The sequence below is a fragment of the Micromonospora sp. WMMD812 genome, from assembly GCF_027497215.1.
Lineage (GTDB): Bacteria > Actinomycetota > Actinomycetes > Mycobacteriales > Micromonosporaceae > Micromonospora.
In genome coordinates, this window is sequence record NZ_CP114904.1 from 1,026,724 (window position 1) to 1,052,681 (window position 25,958).

At 73.9% G+C, this 25,958-nt stretch carries 30 protein-coding genes and 1 riboswitch; of the genes, 24 read left to right on the top strand and 6 right to left on the bottom strand.

The annotated features are described in order from the left end of the window. Nucleotides 1-11: 11 nt before the first annotated feature. From selA to O7603_RS04655, 5 genes are all read left to right on the top strand, one after another. The gene (gene selA, locus O7603_RS04635) at nucleotides 12-1,316 is read left to right on the top strand and encodes an L-seryl-tRNA(Sec) selenium transferase (RefSeq protein WP_281574443.1); all 1,305 of its coding nucleotides are present in this window, start codon (nucleotides 12-14) and stop codon (nucleotides 1,314-1,316) included. A gap of 1 nt (nucleotide 1,317) precedes the next feature. After that, the gene (gene selB, locus O7603_RS04640) at nucleotides 1,318-3,081 is read left to right on the top strand and encodes a selenocysteine-specific translation elongation factor (protein ID WP_281574444.1); all 1,764 of its coding nucleotides are present in this window, start codon (nucleotides 1,318-1,320) and stop codon (nucleotides 3,079-3,081) included. A 48-nt stretch (nucleotides 3,082-3,129) separates the two neighbouring features. After that, entirely contained in the window at nucleotides 3,130-3,861 is a 732-nt protein-coding gene (locus tag O7603_RS04645) for a hypothetical protein (RefSeq protein WP_281574445.1), read from the top strand. 49 nt (nucleotides 3,862-3,910) lie between these two features. Continuing rightward, nucleotides 3,911-4,108, top strand: a complete 198-nt coding sequence (locus tag O7603_RS04650; RefSeq protein WP_281574446.1) for a hypothetical protein — start codon at nucleotides 3,911-3,913, stop codon at nucleotides 4,106-4,108. 89 nt (nucleotides 4,109-4,197) lie between these two features. Continuing rightward, the gene (locus tag O7603_RS04655; protein WP_281576923.1) at nucleotides 4,198-4,380 is read left to right on the top strand and encodes a hypothetical protein; all 183 of its coding nucleotides are present in this window, start codon (nucleotides 4,198-4,200) and stop codon (nucleotides 4,378-4,380) included. A 28-nt stretch (nucleotides 4,381-4,408) separates the two neighbouring features. Here O7603_RS04655 and O7603_RS04660 read toward each other — a convergent pair whose 3' ends face one another. Beyond that, a complete protein-coding gene (locus O7603_RS04660) occupies nucleotides 4,409-5,062 on the bottom strand; it encodes a hypothetical protein (protein WP_281574447.1) in 654 nt (217 codons plus the stop codon). 127 nt (nucleotides 5,063-5,189) lie between these two features. On the opposite strand from O7603_RS04660, the gene O7603_RS04665 reads away from it, so the two are divergent. Next, a complete protein-coding gene (locus O7603_RS04665; protein WP_281574448.1) occupies nucleotides 5,190-5,396 on the top strand; it encodes a hypothetical protein in 207 nt (68 codons plus the stop codon). On the opposite strand, the gene O7603_RS04670 is transcribed toward O7603_RS04665, so the two are convergent. The 3 genes from O7603_RS04670 to O7603_RS04680 form a co-directional block, all read right to left on the bottom strand. Next, nucleotides 5,393-5,869, bottom strand: coding sequence for a hypothetical protein (locus O7603_RS04670; RefSeq protein ID WP_281574449.1), 477 nt, complete (start codon nucleotides 5,867-5,869; stop codon nucleotides 5,393-5,395). The genes O7603_RS04665 and O7603_RS04670 overlap by 4 nt on opposite strands. Beyond that, nucleotides 5,866-6,078: a phosphatidylethanolamine-binding protein gene (locus tag O7603_RS04675; RefSeq protein WP_281574450.1), complete on the bottom strand. Its 213-nt coding sequence runs from the start codon at nucleotides 6,076-6,078 to the stop codon at nucleotides 5,866-5,868. The genes O7603_RS04670 and O7603_RS04675 overlap by 4 nt, the downstream gene beginning before the upstream one ends. 74 nt (nucleotides 6,079-6,152) lie before the next feature. Next, nucleotides 6,153-7,034 (bottom strand): universal stress protein, encoded by an 882-nt coding sequence (locus tag O7603_RS04680; protein ID WP_281574451.1) that lies wholly within the window; start codon nucleotides 7,032-7,034, stop codon nucleotides 6,153-6,155. 119 nt (nucleotides 7,035-7,153) lie between these two features. On the opposite strand from O7603_RS04680, the gene O7603_RS04685 reads away from it, so the two are divergent. The 15 genes from O7603_RS04685 (at nucleotide 7,154) to O7603_RS04755 (ending at nucleotide 19,230) form a co-directional block, all read left to right on the top strand. Beyond that, on the top strand, nucleotides 7,154-7,900 hold the full coding sequence (locus O7603_RS04685) for an SAM-dependent methyltransferase (protein ID WP_281574452.1): 747 nt from the start codon (nucleotides 7,154-7,156) through the stop codon (nucleotides 7,898-7,900). Between the two features lie 97 nt (nucleotides 7,901-7,997). Continuing rightward, a complete protein-coding gene (locus O7603_RS04690) occupies nucleotides 7,998-9,176 on the top strand; it encodes a PP2C family protein-serine/threonine phosphatase (protein ID WP_281574453.1) in 1,179 nt (392 codons plus the stop codon). Nucleotides 9,177-9,229: 53 nt separating this feature from the next. After that, nucleotides 9,230-9,700, top strand: a complete 471-nt coding sequence (locus O7603_RS04695; protein ID WP_281576596.1) for a MarR family transcriptional regulator — start codon at nucleotides 9,230-9,232, stop codon at nucleotides 9,698-9,700. Nucleotides 9,701-10,050: 350 nt separating this feature from the next. Continuing rightward, nucleotides 10,051-10,668, top strand: coding sequence for a CDP-alcohol phosphatidyltransferase family protein (locus O7603_RS04700; RefSeq protein WP_281574454.1), 618 nt, complete (start codon nucleotides 10,051-10,053; stop codon nucleotides 10,666-10,668). Next, nucleotides 10,665-11,597 carry a DUF881 domain-containing protein gene (locus O7603_RS04705; RefSeq protein WP_281574455.1) on the top strand — a complete coding sequence of 311 codons (933 nt, stop codon included), beginning with the start codon at nucleotides 10,665-10,667 and terminating at the stop codon, nucleotides 11,595-11,597. Before O7603_RS04700 ends, O7603_RS04705 begins: the two co-directional genes overlap by 4 nt. After that, complete coding sequence (locus O7603_RS04710) at nucleotides 11,594-11,926, top strand: small basic family protein (RefSeq protein WP_091588778.1); 333 nt, start codon at nucleotides 11,594-11,596, stop codon at nucleotides 11,924-11,926. The genes O7603_RS04705 and O7603_RS04710 overlap by 4 nt, the downstream gene beginning before the upstream one ends. Before the next feature lie 10 nt (nucleotides 11,927-11,936). Next, nucleotides 11,937-12,926: a DUF881 domain-containing protein gene (locus O7603_RS04715; RefSeq protein WP_281574456.1), complete on the top strand. Its 990-nt coding sequence runs from the start codon at nucleotides 11,937-11,939 to the stop codon at nucleotides 12,924-12,926. 53 nt (nucleotides 12,927-12,979) lie between these two features. Further along, complete coding sequence (gcvH, locus tag O7603_RS04720) at nucleotides 12,980-13,360, top strand: glycine cleavage system protein GcvH (RefSeq protein ID WP_281574457.1); 381 nt, start codon at nucleotides 12,980-12,982, stop codon at nucleotides 13,358-13,360. A gap of 219 nt (nucleotides 13,361-13,579) precedes the next feature. Continuing rightward, nucleotides 13,580-14,032, top strand: coding sequence for an FHA domain-containing protein (locus O7603_RS04725; protein WP_007071101.1), 453 nt, complete (start codon nucleotides 13,580-13,582; stop codon nucleotides 14,030-14,032). 50 nt (nucleotides 14,033-14,082) lie between these two features. Further along, entirely contained in the window at nucleotides 14,083-14,781 is a 699-nt protein-coding gene (locus O7603_RS04730) for a MerR family transcriptional regulator (RefSeq protein ID WP_281576597.1), read from the top strand. A 191-nt stretch (nucleotides 14,782-14,972) separates the two neighbouring features. Beyond that, nucleotides 14,973-15,437 carry a bifunctional nuclease family protein gene (locus O7603_RS04735; protein ID WP_120331353.1) on the top strand — a complete coding sequence of 155 codons (465 nt, stop codon included), beginning with the start codon at nucleotides 14,973-14,975 and terminating at the stop codon, nucleotides 15,435-15,437. Between the two features lie 216 nt (nucleotides 15,438-15,653). Then, nucleotides 15,654-16,241, top strand: a complete 588-nt coding sequence (locus O7603_RS04740; protein WP_281574458.1) for a MerR family transcriptional regulator — start codon at nucleotides 15,654-15,656, stop codon at nucleotides 16,239-16,241. 604 nt (nucleotides 16,242-16,845) lie between these two features. Next, nucleotides 16,846-17,244: a group 1 truncated hemoglobin gene (locus tag O7603_RS04745; protein ID WP_281574459.1), complete on the top strand. Its 399-nt coding sequence runs from the start codon at nucleotides 16,846-16,848 to the stop codon at nucleotides 17,242-17,244. Between the two features lie 3 nt (nucleotides 17,245-17,247). Next, complete coding sequence (locus O7603_RS04750) at nucleotides 17,248-18,426, top strand: globin domain-containing protein (RefSeq protein WP_281574460.1); 1,179 nt, start codon at nucleotides 17,248-17,250, stop codon at nucleotides 18,424-18,426. Nucleotides 18,427-18,534: 108 nt separating this feature from the next. Then, a complete protein-coding gene (locus O7603_RS04755; RefSeq protein WP_281574461.1) occupies nucleotides 18,535-19,230 on the top strand; it encodes a cell division protein DivIVA in 696 nt (231 codons plus the stop codon). Between the two features lie 114 nt (nucleotides 19,231-19,344). On the opposite strand, the gene O7603_RS04760 is transcribed toward O7603_RS04755, so the two are convergent. Further along, the gene (locus O7603_RS04760; RefSeq protein ID WP_281574462.1) at nucleotides 19,345-20,001 is read right to left on the bottom strand and encodes an NAD(P)H-binding protein; all 657 of its coding nucleotides are present in this window, start codon (nucleotides 19,999-20,001) and stop codon (nucleotides 19,345-19,347) included. A 98-nt stretch (nucleotides 20,002-20,099) separates the two neighbouring features. On the opposite strand from O7603_RS04760, the gene O7603_RS04765 reads away from it, so the two are divergent. Both O7603_RS04765 and gcvP read left to right on the top strand, forming a co-directional pair. Beyond that, the gene (locus O7603_RS04765) at nucleotides 20,100-20,993 is read left to right on the top strand and encodes an NAD-dependent protein deacetylase (RefSeq protein WP_281574463.1); all 894 of its coding nucleotides are present in this window, start codon (nucleotides 20,100-20,102) and stop codon (nucleotides 20,991-20,993) included. A 90-nt stretch (nucleotides 20,994-21,083) separates the two neighbouring features. After that, nucleotides 21,084-21,182, top strand: a riboswitch (glycine riboswitch). Nucleotides 21,183-21,254: 72 nt separating this feature from the next. Further along, complete coding sequence (gene gcvP, locus O7603_RS04770; protein ID WP_281574464.1) at nucleotides 21,255-24,077, top strand: aminomethyl-transferring glycine dehydrogenase; 2,823 nt, start codon at nucleotides 21,255-21,257, stop codon at nucleotides 24,075-24,077. Nucleotides 24,078-24,191: 114 nt separating this feature from the next. On the opposite strand, the gene O7603_RS04775 is transcribed toward gcvP, so the two are convergent. Then, nucleotides 24,192-24,392, bottom strand: coding sequence for a DUF5999 family protein (locus O7603_RS04775; protein WP_281574465.1), 201 nt, complete (start codon nucleotides 24,390-24,392; stop codon nucleotides 24,192-24,194). Nucleotides 24,393-24,488: 96 nt separating this feature from the next. On the opposite strand from O7603_RS04775, the gene O7603_RS04780 reads away from it, so the two are divergent. Then, nucleotides 24,489-25,712 (top strand): chorismate-binding protein, encoded by a 1,224-nt coding sequence (locus O7603_RS04780; RefSeq protein ID WP_281574466.1) that lies wholly within the window; start codon nucleotides 24,489-24,491, stop codon nucleotides 25,710-25,712. The last annotated feature ends 246 nt before the right edge of the window (nucleotides 25,713-25,958 follow it).

The window sequence follows — 25,958 nt, forward strand, 5'->3', positions numbered from 1 at the left end:
GAGATGACGCGATGGGTGACGGGCAGACCGATCCGCGGCGCCGCGTACCCCGCACCGACGTGTTGCTCGCCGATCCCCGGCTGGCCGCCGCCGTGACCGCCCTCGGCCGCGACCGGGTCAAGGCCGCCGTGCTCGCCGCGCAGGACCGGGCCCGCAGAGGCGAGATCAGCCCCGACGCGGTACGCGACGCCGCTGCCGCGACGCTGCCGACGCCGGCACCGCGCACGGTGCTCAACGCCACCGGCGTCGTGCTGCACACCAACCTCGGCCGGGCGGCGCTGTCCCGCCCCGCGGTCGCGGCGCTGGTGGCCGCAGCCGGGCACACCGACGTCGAGTTGGACCTCGCCACCGGCCGGCGGGCGCGGCGCGGCCGGGACACACTGGACGCGCTGGCCGCCGCGGTCCCCGACGCGGCCGCGGTGCACGTGGTGAACAACGGCGCCGCGGCGCTGGTGCTCGCGGCGACGGCGCTCGCCGCCGACCGGGAGATCGTCGTCAGCCGCGGCGAACTGGTCGAGATCGGCGACGGCTTCCGCCTGCCGGACCTGCTGGAGAGCACCGGCGCGCGGCTGCGCGAGGTGGGCACCACCAACCGCACCACCCTGGCCGACTACGCCGCCGCGGTCGGGTCGGCCACCGGTTTCCTGCTCAAGGTGCACCCGTCGAACTTCCGGGTCACCGGGTTCACCTCCGCCGTCGGCGTGCGCGAGCTGGCCACCCTCGGCGTACCGGTGGTCGCGGACATCGGCTCCGGGCTGCTGGCCCCGGATCCGCTGCTGCCCGACGAGCCGGACGCCGCCAGCACCCTGCGCGCCGGGGCGCACCTGGTCACGGCGAGCGGTGACAAGCTGCTCGGCGGGCCGCAGGCGGGGCTGCTGCTCGGCGACGCCGATCTGGTCGAGCGGCTGCGCCGGCACCCCCTCGCGCGGGCGCTACGGGTGGACAAGCTCACCCTCGCCGCGCTGGCTGCCACCCTGCACCAGGCGGACACCCCGACCCGGGTGGCCCTGCACGCCGACCCGACCGCGCTGCGGGCCCGGGTGGAGCGGCTGCGTGACCGGCTCGGCGCCGACGGCCGCAAGGCGGAGGTGGTGCCGTCCGTGGCGGTGGTCGGCGGGGGCGGCGCGCCGGGCGTGGAGCTGGACTCCTGGGCGCTGAGCCTGCCCGAGCGGTACGCGGCGTCCCTGCGTACCGGGGAGCCACCGGTGCTCGGCCGGGTGGTGCGTGGACGACTGCTGCTCGATCTGCGCTGCGTGCCGCCGGAGGCCGACGAGGCGGTCCGCGCCGCGGTGCTGGCCGTGCCGGGGGACGACTGACGTGTGGGTCGTCGCGACCGCGGGGCACGTCGACCACGGTAAGTCCACCCTGGTGCGGGCGCTGACCGGGATGGAACCCGACCGGTGGGCGGAGGAACGCCGCCGGGGCATGACCATCGACCTCGGCTTCGCCTGGACCACGCTGCCCTCGGGCGCGACGGTGGCATTCGTCGACGTGCCCGGCCACGAGCGGTTCGTGCCGAACATGCTCGCCGGGGTCGGCCCGGTGCCGGCCGCGCTGGTCGTGGTGGCCGCCGACGAGGGCTGGATGCCGCAGTCCGCCGAACACCTGGCCGCGCTGGACGCGCTCGGCGTCGCGTACGGCCTGCTCGTGGTGACCCGCGCGGACCTGGCCGATCCGGGACCGGCGGCGGCCCGGGCCCGCGCCGAGATCGCCGCCACCTCACTCGGCGCGGTGGAGTCCGTCGCGGTCAGCGCGCTGACCGGCGCGGGCCTGCCGGAGCTGCGCGCCGCCCTGGACCGGCTCGCCGCCCGGTTGCCGACGCCGACAGAAGACGGCCCGGTCCGGCTGTGGGTGGACCGCAGCTTCACCATCCGGGGCAGCGGCACGGTGGTCACCGGCACCCTCGGCGCGGGCCGGCTGCGGCTCGGCGACGAGCTGGAACTGGCGGCCACCGGTGAGCCGGTGCGGGTACGCGGCCTGCAGTCGCTCGGGGTGGCCCGGCCCGAGGTGGCCGCGGTGGCCCGGGTGGCCGTCAACCTGCGGGGCACCCCGCGGGACCGGCTGGCCCGCGGGGACGCGCTGCTCAGCCCGGGCCGGTTCCACCGGACTGACCTGCTGGACGTGCGCCTCGCCGGCGACCCGGCGGGGGACCTGCCGGTCACCCTCACCCTGCACGTCGGCTCGGCCGCGGTGCCGGCCCGGGTCCGCCCGCTCGGGCCGGACACCGCCCGGCTCCGGCTGGCCCGCCCGCTGCCGCTGCTCGTCGGAGACCGGGCGTTGCTGCGCGACCCGGGCCGGCGCCACGTCGCCGGCGGGGTGACCGTACTCGACGTGGCGCCGCCGCCGCTGCACCGACGCGGCGCCGCAGCGGCCCGCGCGGCGGTGCTGGCCGGGCTGGACGGCCGTCCCGACCTGGCGGGGGAACTGCGTCGCCGCCGGCTGGCCCGCGCCGCCGACCTGCTGCGGATGGGTGTGCCCGTCGAGGCACGGCCGGTGGCCGGTGAGTGGTTGGCCGACCCGGATCACTGGACGCAGCTCCGGTCCCACCTCGTCGAGGAGGTCGCCCGGCACGCCCGGGAGCACCCGCTGGAGCCCGGCGCGCCGGTGGAGACGCTGCGGCAACGCCTCGCCCTGCCCGACCGTGCCCTGGTCGAGGCTCTGGTGGGTCCGCCGCTGCGGATCCACGGCGGCCGGGTCACCGCGACGGCGGGCGACGCGTTGCCGGAGCCGGTGGCGCGGGCCGTGCGACGCATCCACGACGAGTACGGCGACCGCCCGTTCCGGGCGCCGGAGGCGCACCGCCTCGCCGACCTGGGCCTGGGACCCCGGGAGATCGGCGCGGCGGTCCGCGCCGGCGCGCTGCTGCGGCTGGCGGAGAACGTGGTGCTGCTGCCCGACGCCGTCGACGGCGCGGTGCGGGTGCTCGCCGGGCTGCCTCAGCCGTTCACCCTCTCCGCCGCCCGGCAGGCGCTGGACACCACCCGCCGAGTCGCGGTGCCGCTGCTGGAGCTGCTGGACCGCCGGGGCGCCACCCGACGGCTGCCCGACGACGTCCGGATCGTGGTCGCCGGCCGGCCGTGACCCGCCCGCCGGGCGGCGGACGGCGCTGGCATGTGGCATCGTGCCGGCGTGTCCAGCAAACGGGTGCGCCCCCTCGGGCGGCGGTTGCCGGCTCTGGCCGGCGTGGGGTTGCCGTGGGCCTTGCTGCTCCTGTGGGTGCTGTGGGCGGGCCTGGCCTGGTGGTCGGCGCCCCGGGAGGTGTCGGTGAGCGACCTGGACCGGGACATCGCGGCCGGCCGCGTCGTGACGTTCCAGCGGACGGACGGCTGGAACGACTCCACCGCCTACTGGGGTAGCGCCCCCGAGCCTCGCTACGGCGCGGAGGAGGGCGGCATCGTCGCGTGGACGGTGCCGACCGGACAGGTCCGGTACACGTACGACGGCGGGCCGCCGCAGGGGCCCGACGCGGAGCCGGTGGGGCGTGACGCCCGACTGACGGCGACGGCCCAGGCGTGGCGTGCCGACGGCGCGCCGGCGCATCGGATCGCCGACGCGGCCGTCCTGTCGGCCGCCGCCATCGGGTTGACCTGGCTGGTGATGCTTGTGAGCGGGCGGCCGCCGCGCGCCGGCACCCGCTGGTTCTGGTTCTGGGTCGGCCTGCTGCCGTTCGGGGTCGGCGTGCTGGCCTGGCTGTACCGGGAGCGGTGGCGACCGACCCCGGCCCCGACCCCGGCACCGGCCCCGGACAGACGCCGGACCGGGTGGTGGGGGTTCGGCCTGCTGGTCCTCGGCGGGATCGGGCTGTCCGTGCTGGTCGCCGGGGCGCGTGCGCTCCTCGGTGGCACGGTCGTGCCGGGCTAGCCCGGCGAACGGCCCCTCCCGCCCAGCCCTGGTCACCTACGGTGACGGCATGGACCCTTCCGCGGTCTGGCGGGACCGGCAGCACAAGTGGCGGATCGAGGCGTACCGGGCGCCGGACCTGCGGTTCGCCATCTTCGCGACCAACGGCACCACGGAGTCGGCCCCGCTGTGGCTGTTCGGGATGTCGGCGCTGGCCCGGTGGCTGATGACGCACGCCATCTCGCTGGACGACCTGGAGGTCGACTGAGCGGCGGCACCGACCGGTGATCCACCCGGACGGGGGACATCGTCCGGAACTCGGCACCGGCGTCCGCTCGCGCCCGTACCGTCCGATACGTGAAGGACCGAGGTGTACGGACGTTCCTGACGGTGCTCGCCGGGCTCGCGGTGATCTACTTCGGCACGACCGGCCGGGACCCGGACGAGGGTCGTGGGCTCACCGGAGGGCTGGTGCTGCTCGCGCTCCTGGCCTCGCTGCTGGTGTGGCACCTGACCAAGCCCGGCCAGCCGGCCAAGTAGGCCCGTCCGAAGCTCGGCACCCGTTGGCTCACCGGGCGGCGGCGACCCGGGTCACCTCGCCGGCGGACTCCTCGCCGAGCGCCACCCGCACCAGCGCCGAGGCGAGCCGTCCGAAGTCGGCGCCACCCACCAGGTGGGCCAGCCGGTCCGGCGAGCCGGGCAGCCCGAGCCGCTTCGCGCCGGCGAGCGCCCGCCGGTCGGCGAACGGACGCAGGTCCGGCCAGACCGTCTGCGCCTCGCGCAGGAAGATGTCGGCCCCGGTCGGGCCGATCCCGGGGAACTCGGTGAGCCGCCGGCGCAACCCGGCCGGCTCGCCGCCGGCCTCCCGGTGCAGCCGGCGCAGGTCCCCGTGCCAGCGGTCCAGGCAGAGCCGGGCGCCGGTGCCGAGCATCGTGGCGGTCCGCTCGTCGTAGCGGCGGTAGTGGCCGCGGCCGAGCGCGTCGACCCGCTGCTGCCAGCTCGCCGCCTCCATCGCCTGCGGGGTCTTGTAGCCCGCCGCGAACAGCTCCCGGGCGGCCGCCACGGCCACCGACGCCCGGATCCGGGTGCTCAGCAGCGTGGCCAGCACCAGCAGCTGGTACAGCTGCGCCGGCCGGTCGGCGAGCCGGATCCCGGCCTCCTCGGCGTACGTCCGTCCCCGCCGGTCCAGCAGGACCCGCGCCACCGCTCGCTCATCGCCCACGACGGGTGTGTACCCGTCCCACCCTCGGCTAGCCCCGCGGGCGGCGGCGGAATGCCGTCGCCGGCGACGGGTAAGCCTCCGTGGAGGCGGTCGATGCCGTGAGCCGTCCAGCCGGAAGGAGAGACCGGTGGTCAATCCGCAGCAGCAGGAGTTCCGCCGCAACGCCCGGGGCGCGACGAGCCAGGACAACAAGGGCCCGCAGCCGACCGGCCATCCGCTCAACCGTGGCTCGTCCCGTGGCGACGAGGGCCGGCCGGTCCCGAAGGGACAGGCCTCGCCGTACGGTCCGGCGGACGAGCCGCTGGCCGACGACGAGAGCGACGCCCGGGGCTAGCCCCGACGCTTCGTGGGCGGCCGCAGCCGGTTCCAGGTGGCTGCGGCCGCCATGCCGTACACGAGGTGCGGCACGATGTCCGCGAGCCAGTCCGAGCGCCGCCACGTGCGGGGGTCGGTCACCTTGAGCACGGTCAGCGACCCGTCCGTCATCGTCATCGCGCCGGCGCCCAACAGGCCACCGGCCGCCGCCAACGGCTGCCGGCGCCCGCGCGCCAGGAGCGCGAATCCGACACCGACCCCGATGCCGGTCGCGTAGCCGAGCAGAGCGCCGAGCCCGGAGCGTCGGTTCGTCGCCTTCGGCCCGGGCCCCATGTCGAGATGCGCGGCGCCGGCGAGCCGCCCGGCCGCCTCGTCCGGGGTGCTGCTCGCCGGCCGGGCCCGGAACGCCATGTCCAGGTACGTGACGACATTCAACGCGGTGGAGCCGACGGCGCCCGCGATGGCGCCGTCGGTCACGTCGGTGGCCCTCACTTCGGGTCGCCTGGTTCGCGCTCACCCTTGGGGCCGTACGTCCGCTCACCGCGGACCACACCGCGCTGGCCGCGGTCCTCCTGGAGGATGCGGTTCGCGACCTGGTTCGCCCGGCCGTCGGACACCCGCCGCCCGGAATCGTCGATCGCGTTGCGCAGCCGCGCCCGCAATTTGTCATACGCGTTGCTGCCCGGCCGTGGTCCTGGCATCTCTGCCTCCTCCGGTCGCTGTCGCCGATGGCGTACCGGGGCCGTCTACCCGTTGCCGCCTCGGTCAACCGTGCTCAGCGGGGTGCGCGCACCACGGCCACCGGGCAGTCCGCGTGGTGCAGCACCGACTGGCTCACCGACCCCAGGATCAAGCCGGTGAACTCGCCGCGCCCCTGCCCGCCGACCACCACCAGTTGCGCGTGCCGGGACGCCTCGGCGAGCACCGTGCCGGGTCGGCCACGGACCGTCTCCGCGGTCACCGCCACGTCCGGGTACCGCTCGCCCAGCCCGGCGAGCGACTCGGCGAGCACCCGCTCCTCGTCGCTGCGCAACTCCGCCTTGTCGTGGACGAGGGGTTGCATGTCGCCGGCGCCGGTGGAGACCGGGTGACGGTACGCGTGCACGGCCCGCAGCGGAGCGCCCCGGACGGCGGCGGTCTCGGCGGCGAACTCGACCGCCTGGACGGACAGCTCCGAACCGTCGACCCCGACGATCACCGGCCCGTCGGGCCGGTCCGTGCCGCGGGCCACCAGTACCGGGCAGTCGGCGTACGAGGCGACCTGGATCGCCACCGACCCGACCACGAGCGCGGAGAAGCCCCCCAGTCCCCGGTCACCGAGCACGATCATCGCGGCGGTGGGGGACTCGCCGAGAAGCACCGCGGCGGCCTCCCCGTCGATGATCTCGCCGGACACCCGCACGCCCGGTGCGACCGCCTCCGCCTCGGCCACCGCCGTGGCGACCAGCTGCTCCGCCTGGTTGCGCAGCCCGCCACCGGGCGGTCCGTCCGGCGGCGGGGAGAGCGGCACGTGCAGCAGCGGCCAGATGAAGCCGTGCACCACCCGCAGCGGCCGGTGCCGGCGCGCCGCCTCCGCGGCGGCCAGGCGTACCGCGCGCAGGGAAGGTTCGGAAGCGTCCACACCGACCACGATCGCCGCGCCGTTCGCCGAGTTCACCGCCCACCTCCCGCCCACTGTGGGCCAGTATCGCGGGCCGGGTGGCGCCGGCGGAGCGATACCGCCCAGGACGCCCGATCGGTACGCTGGCGGCGACCACCGGGGAGGGAGCGTCATCGATGGTTGAGCCCGACCAGCCGAGCACCGCACGGATGATCGATTTCTGGCTCGGCGGGGAGCATCACTTTCCGGTCGACGTGGCGGCGGCGCGCGCCTTCGAGCAGGCGTACGGGCCGTGTGCCCCGGTCTTCGGGGCGTTGCGCGCCTTCCTCGGTCGGGCGGTGCGGGCGATCGCGGCACGCGACGTGGACGGGTTCCTGGTGTTCGGCGCCGGAGTGCCGACCATGGGCAACGTGCACGAGGTGGCGGTCGACGCCACCGTGCTCTACACCGATGTCGACCCGGTCACCATCCGGCTCGGCCAGCGCATCCTGGCCGGCAGCGACCGCGCCGGCTACGGCTACGGCGACGCGACCGACATCGGCACGATCGACCCGGCCCAGCTGCACCGGTTCGTTCCGGGGTGGGGGAGGAGGCCGGTGGGCGTGGTCTTCCTGGGTCTCGCCGCCTTCCTCGACGACGACACGCTGGCGCGTACCCTCGACGAGCTGTACACGGCGGCCGCGCCGGGCAGCTGCCTGGCGGTCGACTTCGACACCGAGGAGCTGGCCGGGTATCCGCAGGCGCTGGCCATGATGGGGCCGGCGTTCCGGATGCGCCCACCGGCGGCGTTCCGGTCGCTGCTGGGGCGGTGGACGCCCACGGACGACGGCATCGTCCCGGTCACCCGCTGGCGCCCGGAGGGGGCGCTGCCGGACGTGCCGGACGCGTTCCACGGCGGGGTCGCGGTCCGCGGGGACGACTGACCGGCCCGGGGCGCGGCCACGGGGCACCGCACGGACCGGCCACCGTACGCCCTCCGTATGATGCTTGCCCTACAGCAAGCTTCTCGGAGGAACAACCATGGTGGACGCGCCCGATCCGGTGTCGCGCACTCTCCGCGCCGCCCCGCCTGACCAGCTGGCGGAGGCCGCCGACCGGGCGATCCGGTTCGCGCTGAGCGCGACCCGGACCGACGTGTTCATCGCCGACTACCGGATCAGCGGGCTCTGGCCGGTGCTCGACCCGGAGCTACCGGCCGCCGGCTTCCTCGGCGGCTCCGGGGCGGCCCAGCGCTGCTTCAGCAGTCAGCAGCCGGTCCGCGACAGCGCCGACGACGGGCGGTGCCGGCTCTACCTGCCGCTGTCGGTGTGGGGGGAGCGGGTGGGGGTGCTCATGATCGAGCTGCCCGGCGCACCCGACCGGGTCACCGAGGAGCGGGCGGCCGACATCGCCGGCGATCTGGCGGTGGCCCTGCGCGCGGCGGACCGGGAGACCGACCGCTACCGGCGGGCGCGGCGCCGGGAACGGCTCACGCTGGCCGCCGAGATGCAGTGGGAGCTGCTGCCGGGTCGCAGTGTCACGCACGAGGCGTTCCACCTCGCCGGGCAGCTCGAACCGGCGTACACCGTGGGCGGTGACCACTTCGACTGGTCGGTGGACGGTGACCGGTTGACCGTCACGGTGCTCAACGGCGACGGCACCGGCCTGGCGGCCTCGCTGCTGACCGCGGTCGCGGTCAACGCGATGCGCAACGCCCGCCGCTCCGGCGGCGGCCTCGTCGAGCAGGCCGAGCTGGCCTCGGACACGCTCTACTACCAACACCGGGGCCGGCGGTACGTGGCCACGCTCCTGCTCGAACTGGACGTCCGCAGCGGACGGGTGCGGGCGGTGGACGCGGGTTCCCCGCACGTGCTGCGCCTGCGCGGCGGGACGGTCGACCCGATCGCCCTGGACCAGCAGCTGCCGTTGGGCATGTTCGCCGAGGCACGGTACGACCTGCAGGAGTTCGAGCTGGCGCCCGGCGACCGCCTCTTCGTGGTCAGCGACGGGGTCTGGGCGGCCACCCCGGCGGAGCAGGAGCCCTACGGCGAGCGGGCGATGGCTCGCGCGATGCGGTCCACGCGGCTGCAGCCGGCGGCCGAGGCAGTTGGTACGGTAATGCGCGAACTGCACGCCTACCACGCGGACACCGACCTACGCGACGACGCCGTCGTGGTCTGCCTGGACTGGCACGGTTTCCGCGGCCGGGATGGCGGATGAGAGGCACCCTCGTCACGGCCGGGCACGAGCGGGACGACGGCAGAGGACAGCGGGTGGAGCGACCTCCGAATCTCGCCGCGGCGATCGACGCCGCCGCCGGGGCGCTCCTCGGTGTGCTCGACTCGACCGCCTCCCGGCACCACGTCTCGGTCTCCCCGACGCAGCTTCGGGTGCTGTCGCTGATCAGCAGCCGGCCGGAGACGAACGTCAACGGGCTGGCCGAACTACTCGACGTGGTGCCCTCCTCGGCGAGCCGGCTCTGCGACCGGCTGGAGGCCACCGGGCTGCTGCGCCGGGCCGCGGATCCACGCGACCGGCGGGAGGTGCTGCTGCTGCCCACCGCGGCCGCGGAGGCGCTCCTGCGCGAGCTGGCCGAGCGGCGGCACCGCGCGGTGCAGGCCGTGCTCGACCGGATGTCCTCCCGGGCGCAGCACGAGCTGCTGCTGGCCCTGCTGGCATTCGGTCAGGCCGCGACGCTCGCGGCCGGCGAGCCGCAGACCGACCCGTCCGCCCGTACCGCCTGAGCCGGGCCAGCCGGGGCCCGGCCCTCGCGAAGGTGTGCGTGCGCCGTTCGGTCCCGTGCGTCTCTCCGCGTGGCAACTATCGTCCTAGGACGCTCTACAGGCCGTGAGGCACGCCACACGGCACGGGCAAGCCCGCGCCGACGTCGGGGCCGGCTGGCCGCGGGAGGGGCCCGATATAGTGGCAGCGCAACTCGCCCGGCCCGCGATCGACGATCGTGGGCCGACTTCAGACAAAGGTCCCGTTCGACGGGGCCGCAGGGGCGCCGGCGATGGCCGGCCCGACAGCGCGCACGCCCCTCCGCAACGTCCGTCAACGGCCGGGCGTCGGGCTGTGCCGCGGAGGAGGTTCGGTGTCGCGTCGGCCGGCTGGGGCAGAGCATCCGCAGGCCACCGGCGACCGGGTGCTCACCCTGCCCAACCTGATCAGCTTCCTGCGCCTGCTCGGCGTACCGCTCTTCCTCTATCTCCTCCTGGTCGCCCACGCGGATGTCGCCGCGGTGGTGGTGCTCGCCGTGGGCGGGACCACCGACTGGGTCGACGGGTGGATCGCCCGCCGACTGGGCCAGGTGAGCCGCCTGGGTGAGCTGCTCGACCCGCTCGCCGACCGGCTGTACATCCTCGCCACGCTGGTCGCGTTCACCGTGCGGGACGTGGTGCCGTGGGAGTTCACCGCGGCGCTGCTGGCCCGGGAGCTGCTGCTGCTCGGGTCCCTGACGGTGCTGCGCCGCTACGGGTACGGCCCACCGCCGGTGCACTACGTGGGCAAGACGGCCACCTTCCTGCTGCTGGCCGCGTTCCCGACCCTGTTGCTGGCGGCCGCGGCGCCCGGGGCCGCGGCGGTGGCCGGCGCGATCGGGTGGGCGCTGGCGTGGTGGGGCCTGGTGCTCTACTGGGTCGCCGGCGGGATGTACGTGATCCAGGCGGTCCGCCTGGTGCGGACCGCGCGTGGCGCGGGAGCGGCGGCATGAGCGACGAACGTGACGAGCGGGAGCGCCCGGCGCGGGTGTTCACGCCGGACTTCCTCACCGAGCTCTTCCGGAACCCGCTGGATCCCGGGTACGCCGACGCGGCTGCCCGCCGCCGGGAGAGCCCGCCGCCGGCGTGGCGCGCCGGGTCGGCGCGAACGGTCACCGTCGTGGTGCTGGTGTTGCTCGGTTTCCTCCTCGCGGTCGCGTACAAGCAGACGATGGAGGACGAGCCCGGTCGCAGTCAGGCCCGGTCCGGGCTGGTCGCCCAGATCAAGGAGCGGGAGGGCGAGACCGATCAGCTCTCCGCGCGCGCCGACCAGCTGCGGGAGGAGGTCGGCCGTCAGCGCGACGCCGCGCTGGGTGACTCCGCCGCGGCGCGGCTGCGGGACCTGGAGGCGGGCACCGGGTTGGGCCGGGTGCGGGGTGACGGGGTGGTGGTCCGGTTGGCGGACGCCCCCGATGACGCTGACGCGGTGACCGGGGCCGGCGCGGGTCCGCCCCGGGTGCTCTACAGCGATCTGCAGGGGGTGGCCAACGCCCTGTGGAGCGCGGGAGCGGAGGCGATCGCGATCAACGGGCAGCGGTTGACCGCGACGTCGACGATCCGGTCGGCGGGGGAGGCGATCCTGGTCGACTTCCGGCCGGTGACCGGGCCGTACGAGGTGGCGGCGATCGGGCCGGGCTCGATGAAGCGCCGGTTCGAGCAGAGTCGCAACGCGGCGCTGATGCGCGAGGTGGCCGAGAAGACGGGCCTGTCGTTCGGCGTGCGGGAGACCGACGACCTCACCCTGCCAGCCGCTCCCGAGCCGCAGCTACGCTACGCGGAGCCGCCGGTCAGCCCGAGCTCCTCGCCGTCGGGTGACCGGTCCGCCAGTCCCGGGTCGTCCGGCTCGAGGACGTCTCCCAGCCCCTCCGGAGGTGGTCGATGATCGCGGTGCTGGCGTTGCTCGCCGGTGTGGTTCTCGGGGTGTGGCTCGATCCCACCGTGCCCGCGGCGTTGCAGCCCTACCTGCCGATCGCCGTGGTGGCCGCATTGGACGCGGTGTTCGGTGGGGTGCGGGCGAAGCTCGACCGGATCTTCGACGACAAGCAGTTCGTGGTGTCGTTCATCTCGAACGTGCTGGTGGCGGCTCTGATCGTGTACCTGGGTGACCAGTTGGGCGTGGGTGGTCAGCTGTCCACGGGCGTGGTGGTCGTGCTCGGGGTGCGGATCTTCGGAAACGTGGCGGCGATTCGCCGACACCTGTTCCGGGCGTAGGTTTGAGGCGATGAGCGACGAGCAGACCGAGACCGGGACAGGGTGGCCGCAGCCGCCGGGTCCGGCGCGGCCGGCGGGCCCTGCGGGTGAGCCGGATCCACGGCCGGACGCGCCGGATCCGGACGAGTTGAGCCCGTTGGTGCCGGACGGGCCGGTGGACGAGCCGGATCGGGGTGAGCGTTCCGGGTCCGGGGTGGAGCCGGTCGAGGACGCGACGGTCGACCTGTCCCGGGCGTCCGGGGAGCCGGCGGCGGATTCGGAGCCGGCGGCGGGCGGGTCGGCGGCGGGTGGGCCGGTGGTGGCCCGGTCGCGGTTCTCGACGGCGGGCGTGATGATCGCCGCGTTGCTGGCGCTGCTGGGGTTCACGCTGGTGGTGCAGTTGAAGACGACGTCGGCGGATCCGACGTTGGGGGCGACGCGCCAGGAGGACCTGGTCCGCATCCTGTCGGACCTGGACGCCCGGGAGAACCGGCTGCGGCAGGACATCGCCGCGTTGGAGGAGAGCCAGCGGCAGTTGCGCTCGGGTGAGCAGGGCCGGCAGGCGGCGCTGGACGAGGCGACGCGGCGGGCGGACGAGTTGGGCATCCTGGCGGGGACGTTGCCGGCGACGGGGCCGGGGTTGACCGTGAAGTTCACGGCGGGCGCCAAGCCGATCTCGGCGAGCCGGGTGCTGGACGCGGTGCAGGAGTTGCGGGGCGCGGGCGCGGAGGCGATGCAGATCTCCGGTGGGGACCGGGCGACGGTGCGGATCATCGCGTCGACGTTCTTCCTGGAGGAGAACGGGTCGCTGGTGGTGGACGGGCGGCGGTTGACCGGGCCGTACACGATCACGGTGATCGGTGATCCGGCGACGATGCGTACGGCCTTGAACATTCCCGGTGGGGTGGTGGCATCGGTCCAGGGTGACGGCGGTAACGTGCTCCCTGAGGAGCGTGAGGTTGTTGAGGTTTCGGCACTGCACGCTCCGATCAAGCTGGAACACGCCCGTCCGGTCTCCTGACCGGCGCGGCCGCGCCGGGTGGCCCGGCGCACCGATGGATGAGGACGCGTCTGGTGATTCCTGAGGATCTGCGATACACCGCCGAGCACGAGTGGGTGGCGGGTGACGGCACGGGCACGATCCGGGTCGGCATCACGCACTTCGCGCAGGACGCGCTGGGTGACATCGTGTACGTCCAGCTGCCCGACCCTGGTGTGGTGGTGGCGGCCGGTGAGTCGTTGGGTGAGATCGAGTCGACGAAGAGCGTGTCGGAGATCTACGCCCCGGTCAGTGGCACGGTGGCCGCGCGCAACGAGGCGCTCGGTGACACGCCCGAGGTGATCAACACTGATCCGTACGGTGCGGGTTGGCTGGTGGAGATCACTCCGGGTGATCCGACGGCGGTGGACGGGCTGCTGACGGCGGGTGCGTACCGCGAGCTCACCGAGAGCTGAGTGTGCTTGATCCGGAGCGCCCGCCGAGTCCGCGCGTCCGGTTGCCCTGCATTTCGGCGCTGGCTAGGCTCGCCCAGTCGACCGAGAACCCAATAGTTTGAGCGTTGCGGAAATTGCCTTCCCTGGCACGGGGAGCCAGCCGCCGGGTGTGCGACTGCCCGGCGGCCAGACCCGCCATTACCCGACGACGCCGACCGAACAGATCCGTGAGGTGGTCCCATGACGCGCCCAGACGACGAGTTCCCCCCACTCGACGTCACTTCGACGCTCAATCTCGGTTCGCTCGACGAAGTGCTGGAGGGGCCGGACACCGATGTGGTGCCGAGCCGGATGTCCGGCTCGTTGCCGCCGGGCATGGCGCTGCTGGTGGTTCGTCGGGGTCCGAATGCGGGTGCCCGGTTCCTGTTGGACCACGATGTGACGACCAGTGGGCGGCACCCCGACAGTGACATTTTCCTGGACGACGTGACGGTGTCGCGGCGGCACGCGGAGTTCCACCGGGACGGTGGCACGTTCACCGTGCGGGACGTGGGAAGTCTGAACGGCACGTACGTGAATCGGGAGCGGGTCGAGGCGGCCACGTTGAGCAATGGTGACGAGGTGCAGATCGGCAAGTTCCGGGTGGTGTTCATCGCCGGTCCGCGCCCGGAGGAGGAGGCCGGCCGCGGGTGAACGAGCCTGCGGCCTCCACGCCACCGGGGGCGGCCCGGTCCCAGCCGCTGATGAGTATCGGTGAGGTGCTGGGGCAGTTGCGGGTGGACTTCCCGGACGTCACGATCTCGAAGTTGCGGTTCCTTGAGGCCGAGGGGCTGGTCGAGCCGCAGCGGACGGCGGCGGGTTACCGGAAGTACAGCTGGGACGATGTGGCGCGGCTGCGGTTCGTGCTGGCCGCGCAGCGGGATCAGTATCTGCCGTTGCGGGTGATCCGGGAGCAGTTGGCCGAGTGGGACGCGACCGGTTCGGCGCCGGGCCGGTCGCGTCCGGCGTTGGTGGCGGTGGGTCCGGGCGGTGAGGTGCCGGGCCGGGAGGATGAGTCGGCCGAGTCGCCGGAGGTGCGGCTCGGCCGTGCGGATCTGGTGTCCCGCAGCGGTATCGACGAGTCGACGCTGGGGGAGTTGGAGCGGCTCGGTGTGGTGGTGCCGGATCCGCCGGGTTGGTACGACGGGGATGCGTTGATCATCGCGCGGGCGGTGGCGGGTCTGGCGGCGTACGGGTTGGAGCCGCGTCATCTGCGCGGTTACCGGACGGCGGCGGACCGGGAGGTCGGCTTGTTCGCGCAGTTGGTGGCGCCGTTGGCGCGGCAGAGCGATCCGGCGGCACGGGCGCGGGCGGCGGAGACGGCGCGGGAGTTGGTGGCGTTGTCGCAGCAGTTGCACGCGGCGTTGGTGCGGGTGGGTTTGCGGTCGACGTTGGGCCGGTGAGCGTGCGGGCGGGTTCCCGTGGCGGTCGTGCGGAAAGATCTGGTCCGGAAAGCGTGTCGTAGGCTTGCCGGGGTAACCCCTTTCTGGCGCGGGCGTGGTGCGGGTAGCGCGTGGGACGGCCGTGTCGCGGTCCGTGTACCGTGCAGGGAAGGGCGCGGTGCGGCGTAGGTGACAACGACACGGAGGCGGCGGTGCGCGAGCTGAGCGTGGTCGGGGTTCGGGTGGAGCTGCCCAGTAACCAGCCGATCGTCCTGCTCAGGGAGGTCGAGGGGGACCGCTATCTGCCGATCTGGATCGGTGCGGTGGAGGCGACGGCGATCGCTTACGAGCAGCAGGGGGTCAAGCCGGCCCGGCCGTTGACGCATGATCTGTTGCGGGACGTGCTGGCGGCGCTGGAGGCACCGTTGCGGGCGGTGGAGATCACCGAGCTGAAGGAGAACGTCTTCTACGCCGACCTGTTGATCGGTGACGGGGTGCGGGTGTCGGCGCGGCCGAGCGATTCCATCGCGTTGGCGTTGCGGGTGGGGGCACCCATTCGTTGTGCCGAGCAGGTCCTCAGCGAGGCGGGGATCGTGATCCCGGACGAGCAGGAGGACGAGGTGGAGAAGTTCCGCGAGTTCCTGGAGCAGGTGCGTCCGGAGGATTTCGCGGGCTGAGCGGGCGGCCCGGCCGGTTGGCGGGCCGGTTGTTGATCTTTCCGGCGGTGTCACCGTGGGTGACGCCGGCTGTGAGTGGTGATCTTCCGCGTGGCTGCGCGGCGTGTCGCGACCGTTCCTCCGTGGTAACCCCTGAAGGTCGCTATAGGGTTGCCGTGTCGAGGGGTGCGCGTCCCGGAAACGACGCGTCACCGCACTGGCGGGGAGGTTGTCCGGATGCACGAGCCGCGGAATTCCGATCCGGGTACGGAACTGGACGAGCCGGGTGTGGCGGCCCCAGGGTGGGCCACGGACAGTGACGGTTCGGTGGGCTACCGGGGCGTGACGGCGTGTCACGCGGTGGGTATCAGCTATCGCCAGTTGGACTACTGGGCGCGGACGGCGCTGGTGGTGCCGAGTGTGCGGGACGCCTCGGGTTCGGGCACTCAGCGGTTGTACTCGTTCCGCGACCTGGTGGTGTTGAAGGTCGTGAAGCGGTTGTTGGACGCCGGGGTGTCGTTGCAGAACATCCGCAAGGCGATCGACGCGTTGCGGTCGCGTGGGGTGGAGGACCTGGCGGGCATCACGCTGATCTCGGACGGGACGACGGTGTACGAGTGCCGTTCCCCGGAGGAGGTGGTCGACCTGTTGCAGGGCGGCCAGGGGGTGTTCGGCATCGCGATCGGTGGCGCGTTCAAGGAGATCCAGGGTTCGCTGTCGCATCTTCCGGCGGAGCCGGCGGCGGGTGGCGCGGAGCCGGAGGCGGCGCCGGATCCGGCGGGCGACGAGTTGGCGGCTCGGCGGGCGCGTCGCCGCGCCGGCTGAGGCCCTGCGGTCCTCGGCGGGCCACCTCCGCCGGCGATCCCGAGCGGGGTCGGGCTGAGCGGCTGATCAGGGCCGTGGGTCAGTCACTGACGTCGGGCCGCTCCCGTGACGGCGCGACGCGCCGAAGAGTCTTTCTGTCGATGTGGTGACGCTGCGTGCCGGTTGCCGCCGATTGGGCGATGTCCGGCTGGTTCGGGGCGGGCGTGGTGTGCGGCGTGGCTTCACCGGTGGCGGTGGTGGTCGTGGCCGGGCTGGCGGCGGCACGCATCGTCGGTGGTCAACGGCGTGGCGGTGGGTTCCCGGCCGGCGGGATTCGCCGGGCTGGGATCGTGTCCATGGTGGAGCGGTTCGTGAGGCCACTGTCCACGTGGGATCACGGGGTGTGTCCGCGCCGCGCCGATGAGTGCCGACGATGGTGACGTTGTGTGTTCGGCTGCTGTCAGGAATCCGATTGGGGGGCCGTGACCGGCGGTCGCCGGCACGCTATGGTCCGACACGGCCCGTTTGGTGCCGATGCCGCCGGGACGACGACGTCGTGTGCCGAGTGGGACCGATGCCCCTCCGCGCCGACCCCGCGCGACCCTCCACCCTGGAAGGAACAACCGTGACGGTTACGGAAGAGACCACTCCCGTCTCGCACTACGAGCGCATCGGTGGTGCCAGTTCGGTGAAGGCGGCCGTCGAGCTGTTCTACGACAAGGTGCTCGCCGACCCGGAACTCGCCGGCTACTTCACCGACGTGGACATGGCGGGTCAGCGTCGGCATCTGGCGCTGATGCTGACCGTGGTGCTCGGCGGTCCGAACGAGTACACCGGCCGTGGGCTGGCCGAGGCGCACCAGCCGCTCAACATTCCTGTCGCGCACTACGCGAAGGTGGGCGCGCACCTGACGGTGACGCTGACCGAGCTGGGGGTGCCGGCCGACATCCTGGCGGACGTGCGGACCGTCCTCGGGCAGGTGCAGGACCAGGTGGTGGCCACCGGGAACCGTCCGGGCGTCTGAGCAATGGACGCGGCACGGCTCAAGCAGAGCTGGTCCCTGGTCGCCGCGCACGGCGACCAGGTGCCGCTCTACTTCTACTCGACGCTGTTTCTGACCCATCCCGAGACCCGGCAGATGTTCCCGACGAACATGGCGGGCCAGCGGGACCGGTTGGTCACCGCGCTGGGGCACATCGTGACCCACGTGGACCAGCTGGACCGGCTCGTCGGGTTCCTGCAGGACCTCGGCGCGGACCACCGGAAGTTCGCGGTGCGCGCGGAGCACTACCCGGCGGTCGGTGAGGCGCTGGTCGCGACGTTGCAGCACTTCCTCGGCGACCAGTGGACCGACGAGCTGGCGCAGGACTGGACGGCCGCGTACGGGCTGGTCGCGCAGGTGATGACGGAGGCCGCGCAGGCGGCGGAGGCGGTGAACCCGCCGTGGTGGGTGGCGGAGATCGTCGCTCACGAGCGGCGGGCGTTCGACGTGGCGGTCCTGACGTTGCGGCCGCAGTATCTGCTGCCGTTCACCCCGGGGCAGTCGATCGGGGTGTCGCATCCGTCGGTGCGCTCGTGGCGCTACTACTCGCCGGCGAACGCGCCGCGGGCGGACGGCACGTTGGAGCTGCACGTGCGGGCGGCGCCGGGCGGCGCGGTGTCCTCGCGGCTGGTCTACGGGGCGTCGGTGGGTGACCAGATCCACCTGGCCGCGCCGGTGGGGGACCGGTTGACGTTGTGGTCGGCCGGGTCGAGTGATCTGCTGCTGCTGGCCAGCGGCACCGGCTGGGCGCCGGTGAAGGCGCTCGTGGAGCAGGTGGCCGCGGAGGGAGCCCGCCGCCGGGTCGACCTGTATGTGGGCGCCCGTTCGCGCAGCGAGTTCTACGACAACGACGCGATCGACAAGTTGGCCTCGTCGTCGCCGTGGTTGACGGTGAACTACGTGGTGGGCGCGGACCTGCAGCGGCCGGGCGAGTTCGTGCACGTGGCGGACCGGGCGTTGGCCGACGGTGACTGGCGCACGCGGCACGTGTACGTGTGCGGCTCGGACGAGATGGTCTCCCACTCGGTGCAGGCGTTGACCCGGGCGGGTTACCAGGCCGGTCAGGTGCATCACGAGGGGTTCGGCAAGCACTGGTACGGCCCGGCGTGGCGGACGGCGGTGGAGCAGTCGTCCGCCCCTGACAACTCGGGAGGTGTGCGGTGAGCGCGAGGAGTGAGCTTGCGAGCCCCGCAGCCGCGAACGAAAGGCGGGCCCGGTGAGCGCGACAAGTGAGCTTGCGGGCCCCGCAGCCGCGAAGGAAAGGCGGATCCGGTGAGCGCGACCCCGATCAGCAGGTACGACGGGATACCGGTCGCCGGTGGCGTCCAGGTGCGGATGACCGCCGACCGGGTGCGTCGGTGGGAGTTCGCGGCGGCGCCGTTCACCCGGCGGGGGTACGACAACTCGGAGGTGGACCGGTTCCGGATGCAGGTGGCCGACGAGCTGGATGTGCTGTCGGCGCAGATCGCGAACCTGCGGGCGGAGAACGAGCGGCTCACCGACCGGGTGGAGCTGCACCGGCACGGGGTGATCCCGAGCAGGAACGCAGCGTCGCCCGTGCCGGCGGCGAAGGAGGTGAACCTGCTGTCGGCGGCGCAGCGGGAGGCCGAGCAGATCATCGCGCAGGCGCACGACTACGCGCGGCGGGTCGCCGAGTACGCCCGGGTGCAGTACGAGAGCTACATGCAGGCGGCGGCGGAGGAGGCGAAGCAGGAGGCCGAGCGGGCGGTGAACGACTACCGCAGCACGGCCGGGTCGAGCTTCGACGACACGGTCGCCACCCGGGAGGCGCTGCGGATCTTCGGCGAGATGATGATCTCGCACATGCAGGCCGCGGCACGGCACCTGGACGACGGCAGTGAGCACCTGGCCCGCACGATGGACCGGATCGCGAAGGAGACCGCGGGCGCGCCGTTCGTGGCCGGCGGGGCGCAGCCGGCGGCGTTGCCCCGGCATCAGCAGCGGTGAGGTGTCTCCGGTCGGCCCGCGGGCGCGGGCCGACCGGAGATGGTGGGCGCCGGTAGCGTCGCGACGACGGTCGGTACCCGCAGGAAAGTCGGCGGCCGGTCGGGCCGCGGCCGGTCAGGCGGTGGCGGTGGCGACCGCCTCGTCCAGTGGCGTGTTCCCGCCGACGAGTTCCAGGATCAGGCCGGCGCTGGCCGGCCGGTCGAGCAGCGCGACCAGCACCCGGGCCACGTCGGCACGGGTGACCGCGCCCCGGTCGACGTGCCGGGCGAGGGTGATCCGCCCGGTGGGCGGGTCGTCGGTGAGCCGCCCGGGCCGCAGGACCGTCCAGTCCAGGTCCCGGGTGGTGAGGTCGTCCTCGGCGGCCTTCTTGGCGCGCAGGTAGGCGGCGAACACGGCGTCCGTGCCGGGTGCCGGGTCGCGTTCCACACCCATCGAGGAGACCAGCAGGTAGCGGCGGACGCCGGCGCGCTGGGCCGCGTCGGCGAGCAGCGCGGCGGCGGCCCGGTCGACGGTGTCCTTGCGGGTGGCGCCGCTGCCCGGGCCGGCACCGGCGGCGAAGACCACCGCGTCGGCGCCGGCGAGGTGGCCGGCGACCTCGGTGACGTCGGCGTGTTCCAGGTCACAGACCACCGGTGCGGCGCCGGCGGCGGTCAGCGCGGCGGCGTGGTCGGGGTTGCGGATCAGGCCGACGGCGGTGTCGCCGCGGCCGGCGAGGTGCCGTTCCAGCAGCCGGGCGATCTTGCCGTGTCCTCCGGCGATGACGACGCGCATACCGCCAACCTAGGCCCTGTCGCGCCGATCATGGCGGTGCGAGGCGGAGTTCAGGCGGCCGGTGGGCGGGCGGACGGGCGCTGAGGCAGCATGGACGGGTGACGGAGACGATCGACGCGCTGGCCGACCGGGTGGCCGGCGGTGGTGTCGTGGTGCTGAGCGGGGCGGGGTTGTCCACCGAGTCGGGCATCCCGGACTACCGGGGTCCCAGCGGGGTGGCTCGCCGGCACACCCCGATGACCTACCAGACGTTCACGGGGGACGCGCTGGCGCGGCGCCGCTACTGGGCGCGCAGCCACCTGGGGTGGCGGCTGATGGCGCGGGCGCTGCCGAACGACGGGCACCGGGCGGTGGCCCGGCTGCAGCGGGGCGGCCTGGTCGACGCGGTGATCACGCAGAACGTCGACGGTCTGCACACGGCGGCCGGCAGCGGCGCGGTGGTGGAGCTGCACGGCCGCCTCGACGAGGTGGTGTGCCTCGACTGCGGCAACCAGACGTCCCGGGAGGAGTTGGACCGGCGGCTGCGGGAGGCCAACCCGGGTTTCGACGCGCGGGTCGCGGCGGTGAACCCGGACGGTGACGTGGATCTCGACGACGCCGAGGTGGCCGGGTTCCGGGTCGTGGACTGTGCGTTCTGCCTGGGCACCCTCAAACCGGACGTGGTGTTCTTCGGCGAGACGGTGCCGCCGGCGCGGGTGGCCCGCTGTTTCGACCTGGTCGAGCGGGCCCGGCTGCTGCTGGTGCTGGGCTCGTCGTTGACGGTGATGTCGGGTCGCCGGTTCGTGCTGCGCGCGGCGAAGATCGGCATTCCCGTGGTGATCGTCAACCAGGGGGTGACCCGAGGCGACGGGTATGCGGCGTTGACCGTCGACGCGCCGCTGGGCCGGGTGCTGCCCGCGCTCGCCGACCGCACCGTCGGCCGCGCGCCGGCCGCGTCCGCCGCCGGCGCGGTGGCCGCCGGCCTCGCCGCTGCGGCGCCGGCGTCGGGCTGACGGCACCGCCGGCCCCCGTGCGGGTGATCACCGAGCCGGGGTACGACATCGGTGGGAAACCCGCACGCTGGTAGCGTTGACGGTGCCGGTACCACCCACGTGGGAGAGACCGCCCAGGCAGCACCAGGGCGGCGCCGAAGGGGCAAATCCTCCCCGGAACCTCTCAGGCAAAAGGACCTCGTGGGCAGGCACTGTGGAGCGCTGCGCGGCGCGACAGAGGGGGAGGCCGACCTGTCGACCTCGCCCCCGGGAGCGCAGCCCATGACCACAGAGCAGTTCGCCACCCGTCACATCGGGCCCGGCCCGGACGACGAGCGCCGCATGCTGGAGGCCGTCGGCTACGGCTCGATCGACGAGCTGATGGACGCGGCGATCCCCGAGGTGATCCGCTGGCACGGCACCCTGGACCTGCCGGACCCGGCCACCGAGGCCGAGGCGCTCGCCGAGCTGCGGGCCCTGGCCGGCCGCAACACCGTCGCCGTCTCCATGATCGGCCTGGGTTACCACGGCACCCACACCCCCGCGGTGATCCGCCGCAACGTGCTGGAGGACCCGGCCTGGTACACCGCGTACACGCCGTACCAGCCGGAGATCAGTCAGGGCCGGCTGGAGGCGCTGCTGAACTTCCAGACCGTCGTCACCGACCTGACCGGGCTGGCGACCGCGAACGCCTCGATGCTCGACGAGGGCACCGCGGCGGCCGAGGCGATGACCCTGGCCCGCCGCGCGTCGAAGAGCAAGAGCCCGGTGTACGTGGTCGACGCCGACGCGCTGCCGCAGACGATCGCGGTGATCGCCAGCCGGGCGGAGCCGCTCGGCATCGAGGTGCGGGTGCTGGACCTCGACGGCGAGGACCTGCCGGGTGAGTTCTTCGGCCTGCACGTGCAGTACCCGGGGGCGTCCGGGGCGGTCCGCGACCACCGCGCCCTGGTCGAGGCGGCGCACGCCGTCGGGGCGCTGGTCACCGTCGCCGCGGATCTGCTCGCGTTGACGCTGCTGCGCGCGCCGGGGGAGATCGGGGCCGACATCGCCGCCGGCACCACCCAGCGGTTCGGCGTGCCGATGGGCTTCGGCGGCCCGCACGCCGGCTACCTGGCGGTCCGCTCGGGCCTGGAGCGGATGCTGCCCGGCCGCCTCGTCGGGGTGTCCCGCGACGCGGACGGCAACCCCGCCTACCGGCTGGCGCTGCAGACCCGGGAGCAGCACATCCGCCGGGAGAAGGCGACCAGCAACATCTGCACCGCCCAGGTGCTGCTCGCCGTGATGGCCGGCATGTACGCCGTCTACCACGGCCCGGACGGGCTGCGCGCGATCGCCCGTCGTACCCACGACATGGCGGCGCGGCTCGCGGCGGGCCTGCGCGCCGGTGGGGTGGGCGTCGCGGACGTGGCGTTCTTCGACACCGTCACCGCGACCGTTCCCGGCCGGGCCGCCGACGTGGTCGCGGCGGCCGCCGAGCGGGGGGTGAACCTGCGGCTGGTCGACGCCGACCGGGTCGGTGTGTCGTGCGACGAGACCACGACCGTGGCGCACCTGGAGGCGGTGTGGGCGGCGTTCGGCGTTCCGGCCTTCGACGGCGCCGTCGACGCCGGGCTGCCGGTGGATCTCGGCCGCACCTCGGACTTCCTCACCCACCCGGTGTTCCGCAGCCACCACTCGGAGACGGCGATGCTGCGCTACCTGCGCCGGCTGGCCGACTTCGACTACGCCTTGGACCGGGGCATGATCCCGCTCGGCTCGTGCACGATGAAGCTGAACGCGACCACCGAGATGGAGCCGGTGACGTGGGCGGAGTTCGCGCACGTCCACCCGTTCGCGCCGGCCGAGCAGACCGCCGGCTACCGGGAGATGATCGGCCAGGTGGAGGGGTGGCTGGCCGAGCTGACCGGCTACGACGCGGTCAGCGTGCAGCCCAACGCCGGTTCGCAGGGTGAGCTGGCCGGGCTGTTGGCCATCCGGGCGTACCACCGGGAGCGGGGCGAGGGGCACCGGGACGTGTGCCTGATCCCGTCGTCGGCGCACGGCACGAACGCGGCCAGCGCGGTGATGGCCGGCATGCGGGTGGTCGTGGTGGCCTGCGACGTGGAGGGCAACGTCGACCTGGTCGACCTCGACGCGAAGATCGACAAGCATCGGGACGCCCTCGCGGCGATCATGGTCACCTACCCGTCGACCCACGGGGTGTACGAGACGGGCATCGCGCAGCTGTGCGCGAAGGTGCACGACGCCGGTGGGCAGGTGTACGTCGACGGGGCGAACCTCAACGCGCTGGTGGGCTTCGCGAAGCCGGGCCAGTTCGGCGCGGACGTGTCGCACCTGAACCTGCACAAGACGTTCTGCATCCCGCACGGCGGTGGCGGGCCGGGTGTCGGTCCGGTGGCGGTCCGCGCGCACCTGGCGCCGTTCCTGCCCGGGGACCCGGGTGCCGGGCACGACACTGCCCGGCCGGCCATCTCCGCCGCCCGGTACGGCTCGGCGGGGATCCTGCCGATCCCGTGGGCGTACCTGCGGATGATGGGCGCGGCGGGTCTGACCCGGGCGACGGGGGTGGCGGTGCTCGCCGCGAACTACGTGGCGGCGCGCCTGCGTAACCATTTCCCGGTGCTGTACGCCGGCAACAAGGGCCTGGTCGCGCACGAGTGCATCCTCGACCTGCGGCCGCTGACGAAGGCGAGCGGGGTCAGCGTCGACGACGTGGCGAAGCGGCTGATCGACTACGGCTTCCACGCGCCGACGATGTCGTTCCCGGTGGCCGGGACGCTGATGGTCGAGCCGACGGAGAGCGAGGACCTGGCCGAGTTGGACCGGTTCTGCGACGCGATGATCGCCATCCGGGCGGAGATCGACAAGGTGGCGGGCGGGGAGTGGCCGGCCGGGGACAACCCCCTGGCGAACGCGCCGCACACCGCGGCGATGGTCAGCGGTGACGAGTGGCCGCACCCGTACCCGCGGTCGGTGGGCGCCTATCCGGCGGGCGTGGACCGGGCGGGGAAGTACTGGCCGCCGGTGCGGCGGATCGACGGCGCGTACGGCGACCGGAACCTGGTCTGCTCGTGCCCGTCGCCGGAGGCGTTCGAGAGCTGAGGGCGGCGACGCCGGGGCGGGTCGTTTTGCCGCCCCGGCGGGTCGACCTGGGCGTGGGTCCCGATCCGGGGGACTAGCCTGGTCAACGGTCGTGGTGTGACGGAGCGTGGTCGGTCAGGCGACGAGGGCGTGGCGGGCGGGTCCGCGGTGCGGGGCGATGCAGCGGCCGTCGGGGAGCAGCTCACCGGTGTCCTCGAAGACGATGACGCCGTTGCAGAGCAGGCTCCAGCCCTGCTCATGGAAGCAGGCGATGACCCGGGCGGCTTCGCGATCAGTCGCGTCGGCGGAGGGGCAGGTGGGTTGGTGCTGGCACATCGGGTTCTCCGGACTGTGGGGGCACTGTGTCATGGTTCACATGACCAGTGACGCACAGTACCAAGCGAAAGTGGCCAGCATCGAGCAGGTCCACGCGTGCGAGCCGGGAAATCCACTGAACGGATGAGGAAGAATGGGCCAGTCGTTGTGGAAACGCTCCCAGGTGCGGTGATCGATGCGCCGGCGGTGCCGGCCGGGTGCCGCCGTGCCCTCGTCGAGCGGGCGCGGTGGGAGTGGCGCCCGGCCGACGGCGGCGATCCCGCTGCCGGGGTGCAGGAGTTCCTGGCCGCGCACGGCCTGCCCCTGGACGACCTGGCCCGCCCGGCGCCCGGCCACGACCCGGCCGGGCCCTGCGGCGCCGCCCTGTACGTCTCCGCCGCCGCCGGCGCGCTGCTGGCCGGCGCGCCGGTCGGGGCGGCCAACCCGGCGCCCGCCCTGCCGGAGGTCGCCGTGGTGGTCTACGGCCACGCCGACCCGCCGCCCCCGCCCCCGCGACGTGACCCCGACGGCTGGTGGCTCGGCGACTGGACGGAGAGCTGGACCCCGGACCAGCACGCCGCGGCGGTCGACGCGGTTCGCGACGCCATCGGCCGCGGCGACGTCTACCAGGTCAACGTCGTGGGGCACGCCGCCGCCCGGTACGCCGGTGACCCGCTGCCCGCCCTCGCCCGGCTCGGCGCGCTGCCCGGAGCGCGCTACGGCGGCACCCTGACCGGCGCCGGCTGGGCCATCGGCTGCGCCTCACCGGAGACCCTGGTCGAGCTGACGGGCGGTCGGCTGGTCACCCGCCCGATCAAGGGCACCCGCCCCGCCACCGCGGCCGGACACCGGGAGCTGCTGGCCAGCGCGAAGGAACGCGCCGAGCACGTGATGATCGTCGACCTGGAGCGCAACGACCTGGCCCGGGTCGCCCGTACCGGCAGCGTCCGGGTGGACGAGTTGTTCGCCGTACGCCGGTGGTGCGACCTGTGGCAGGCCGAGTCGACCGTGTCGGGGGCGGTCGCCGACGGCCTCGGCCTGGCCGACCTGCTCCGCGCGGTCTGCCCCGGTGGGTCGGTGACCGGCGCGCCGAAGCTCGCCGCGCTGGACCGGATCGACGCCCTGGAACCCGTCGGCCGCGGCGCCGGCATGGGCGCGCTCGGCTGGGTCGCCCCCGGCCGCATCGACCTGGGGTTGACCATCCGCACGGCCGCCGCCGACGCTGACCGGCTGCACGTGTGGGCCGGCGGCGGCATCACCTGGGACAGCGACCCGTGGGACGAGGTGGCCGAGGCGGCCGCGAAGACCGCCCCCGTGCGGGCCGCCCTCGCCGGCCACTGACCCGACGCCCTCCGCCGCGCGGTCGCCCGCCCCGGCGCTCGCGGGCCGGCGCGTTCCCCAGGGGGACGGCCGGCGCGTTGCCCGTCGCGGCCGGGAGCTACCTGACCCCCGCGAGCGTTATGCCTCTGCGTCATATTTATGGCTCTTGTGACGTGTTTGTGGGTGGTTGGGCGCGTCCTTGATGGCGCACGCCGTTGTCCTGCCTAGGTTCTGGCTTGTCGAGGTCAGAACTGGATGGGCGGGAGA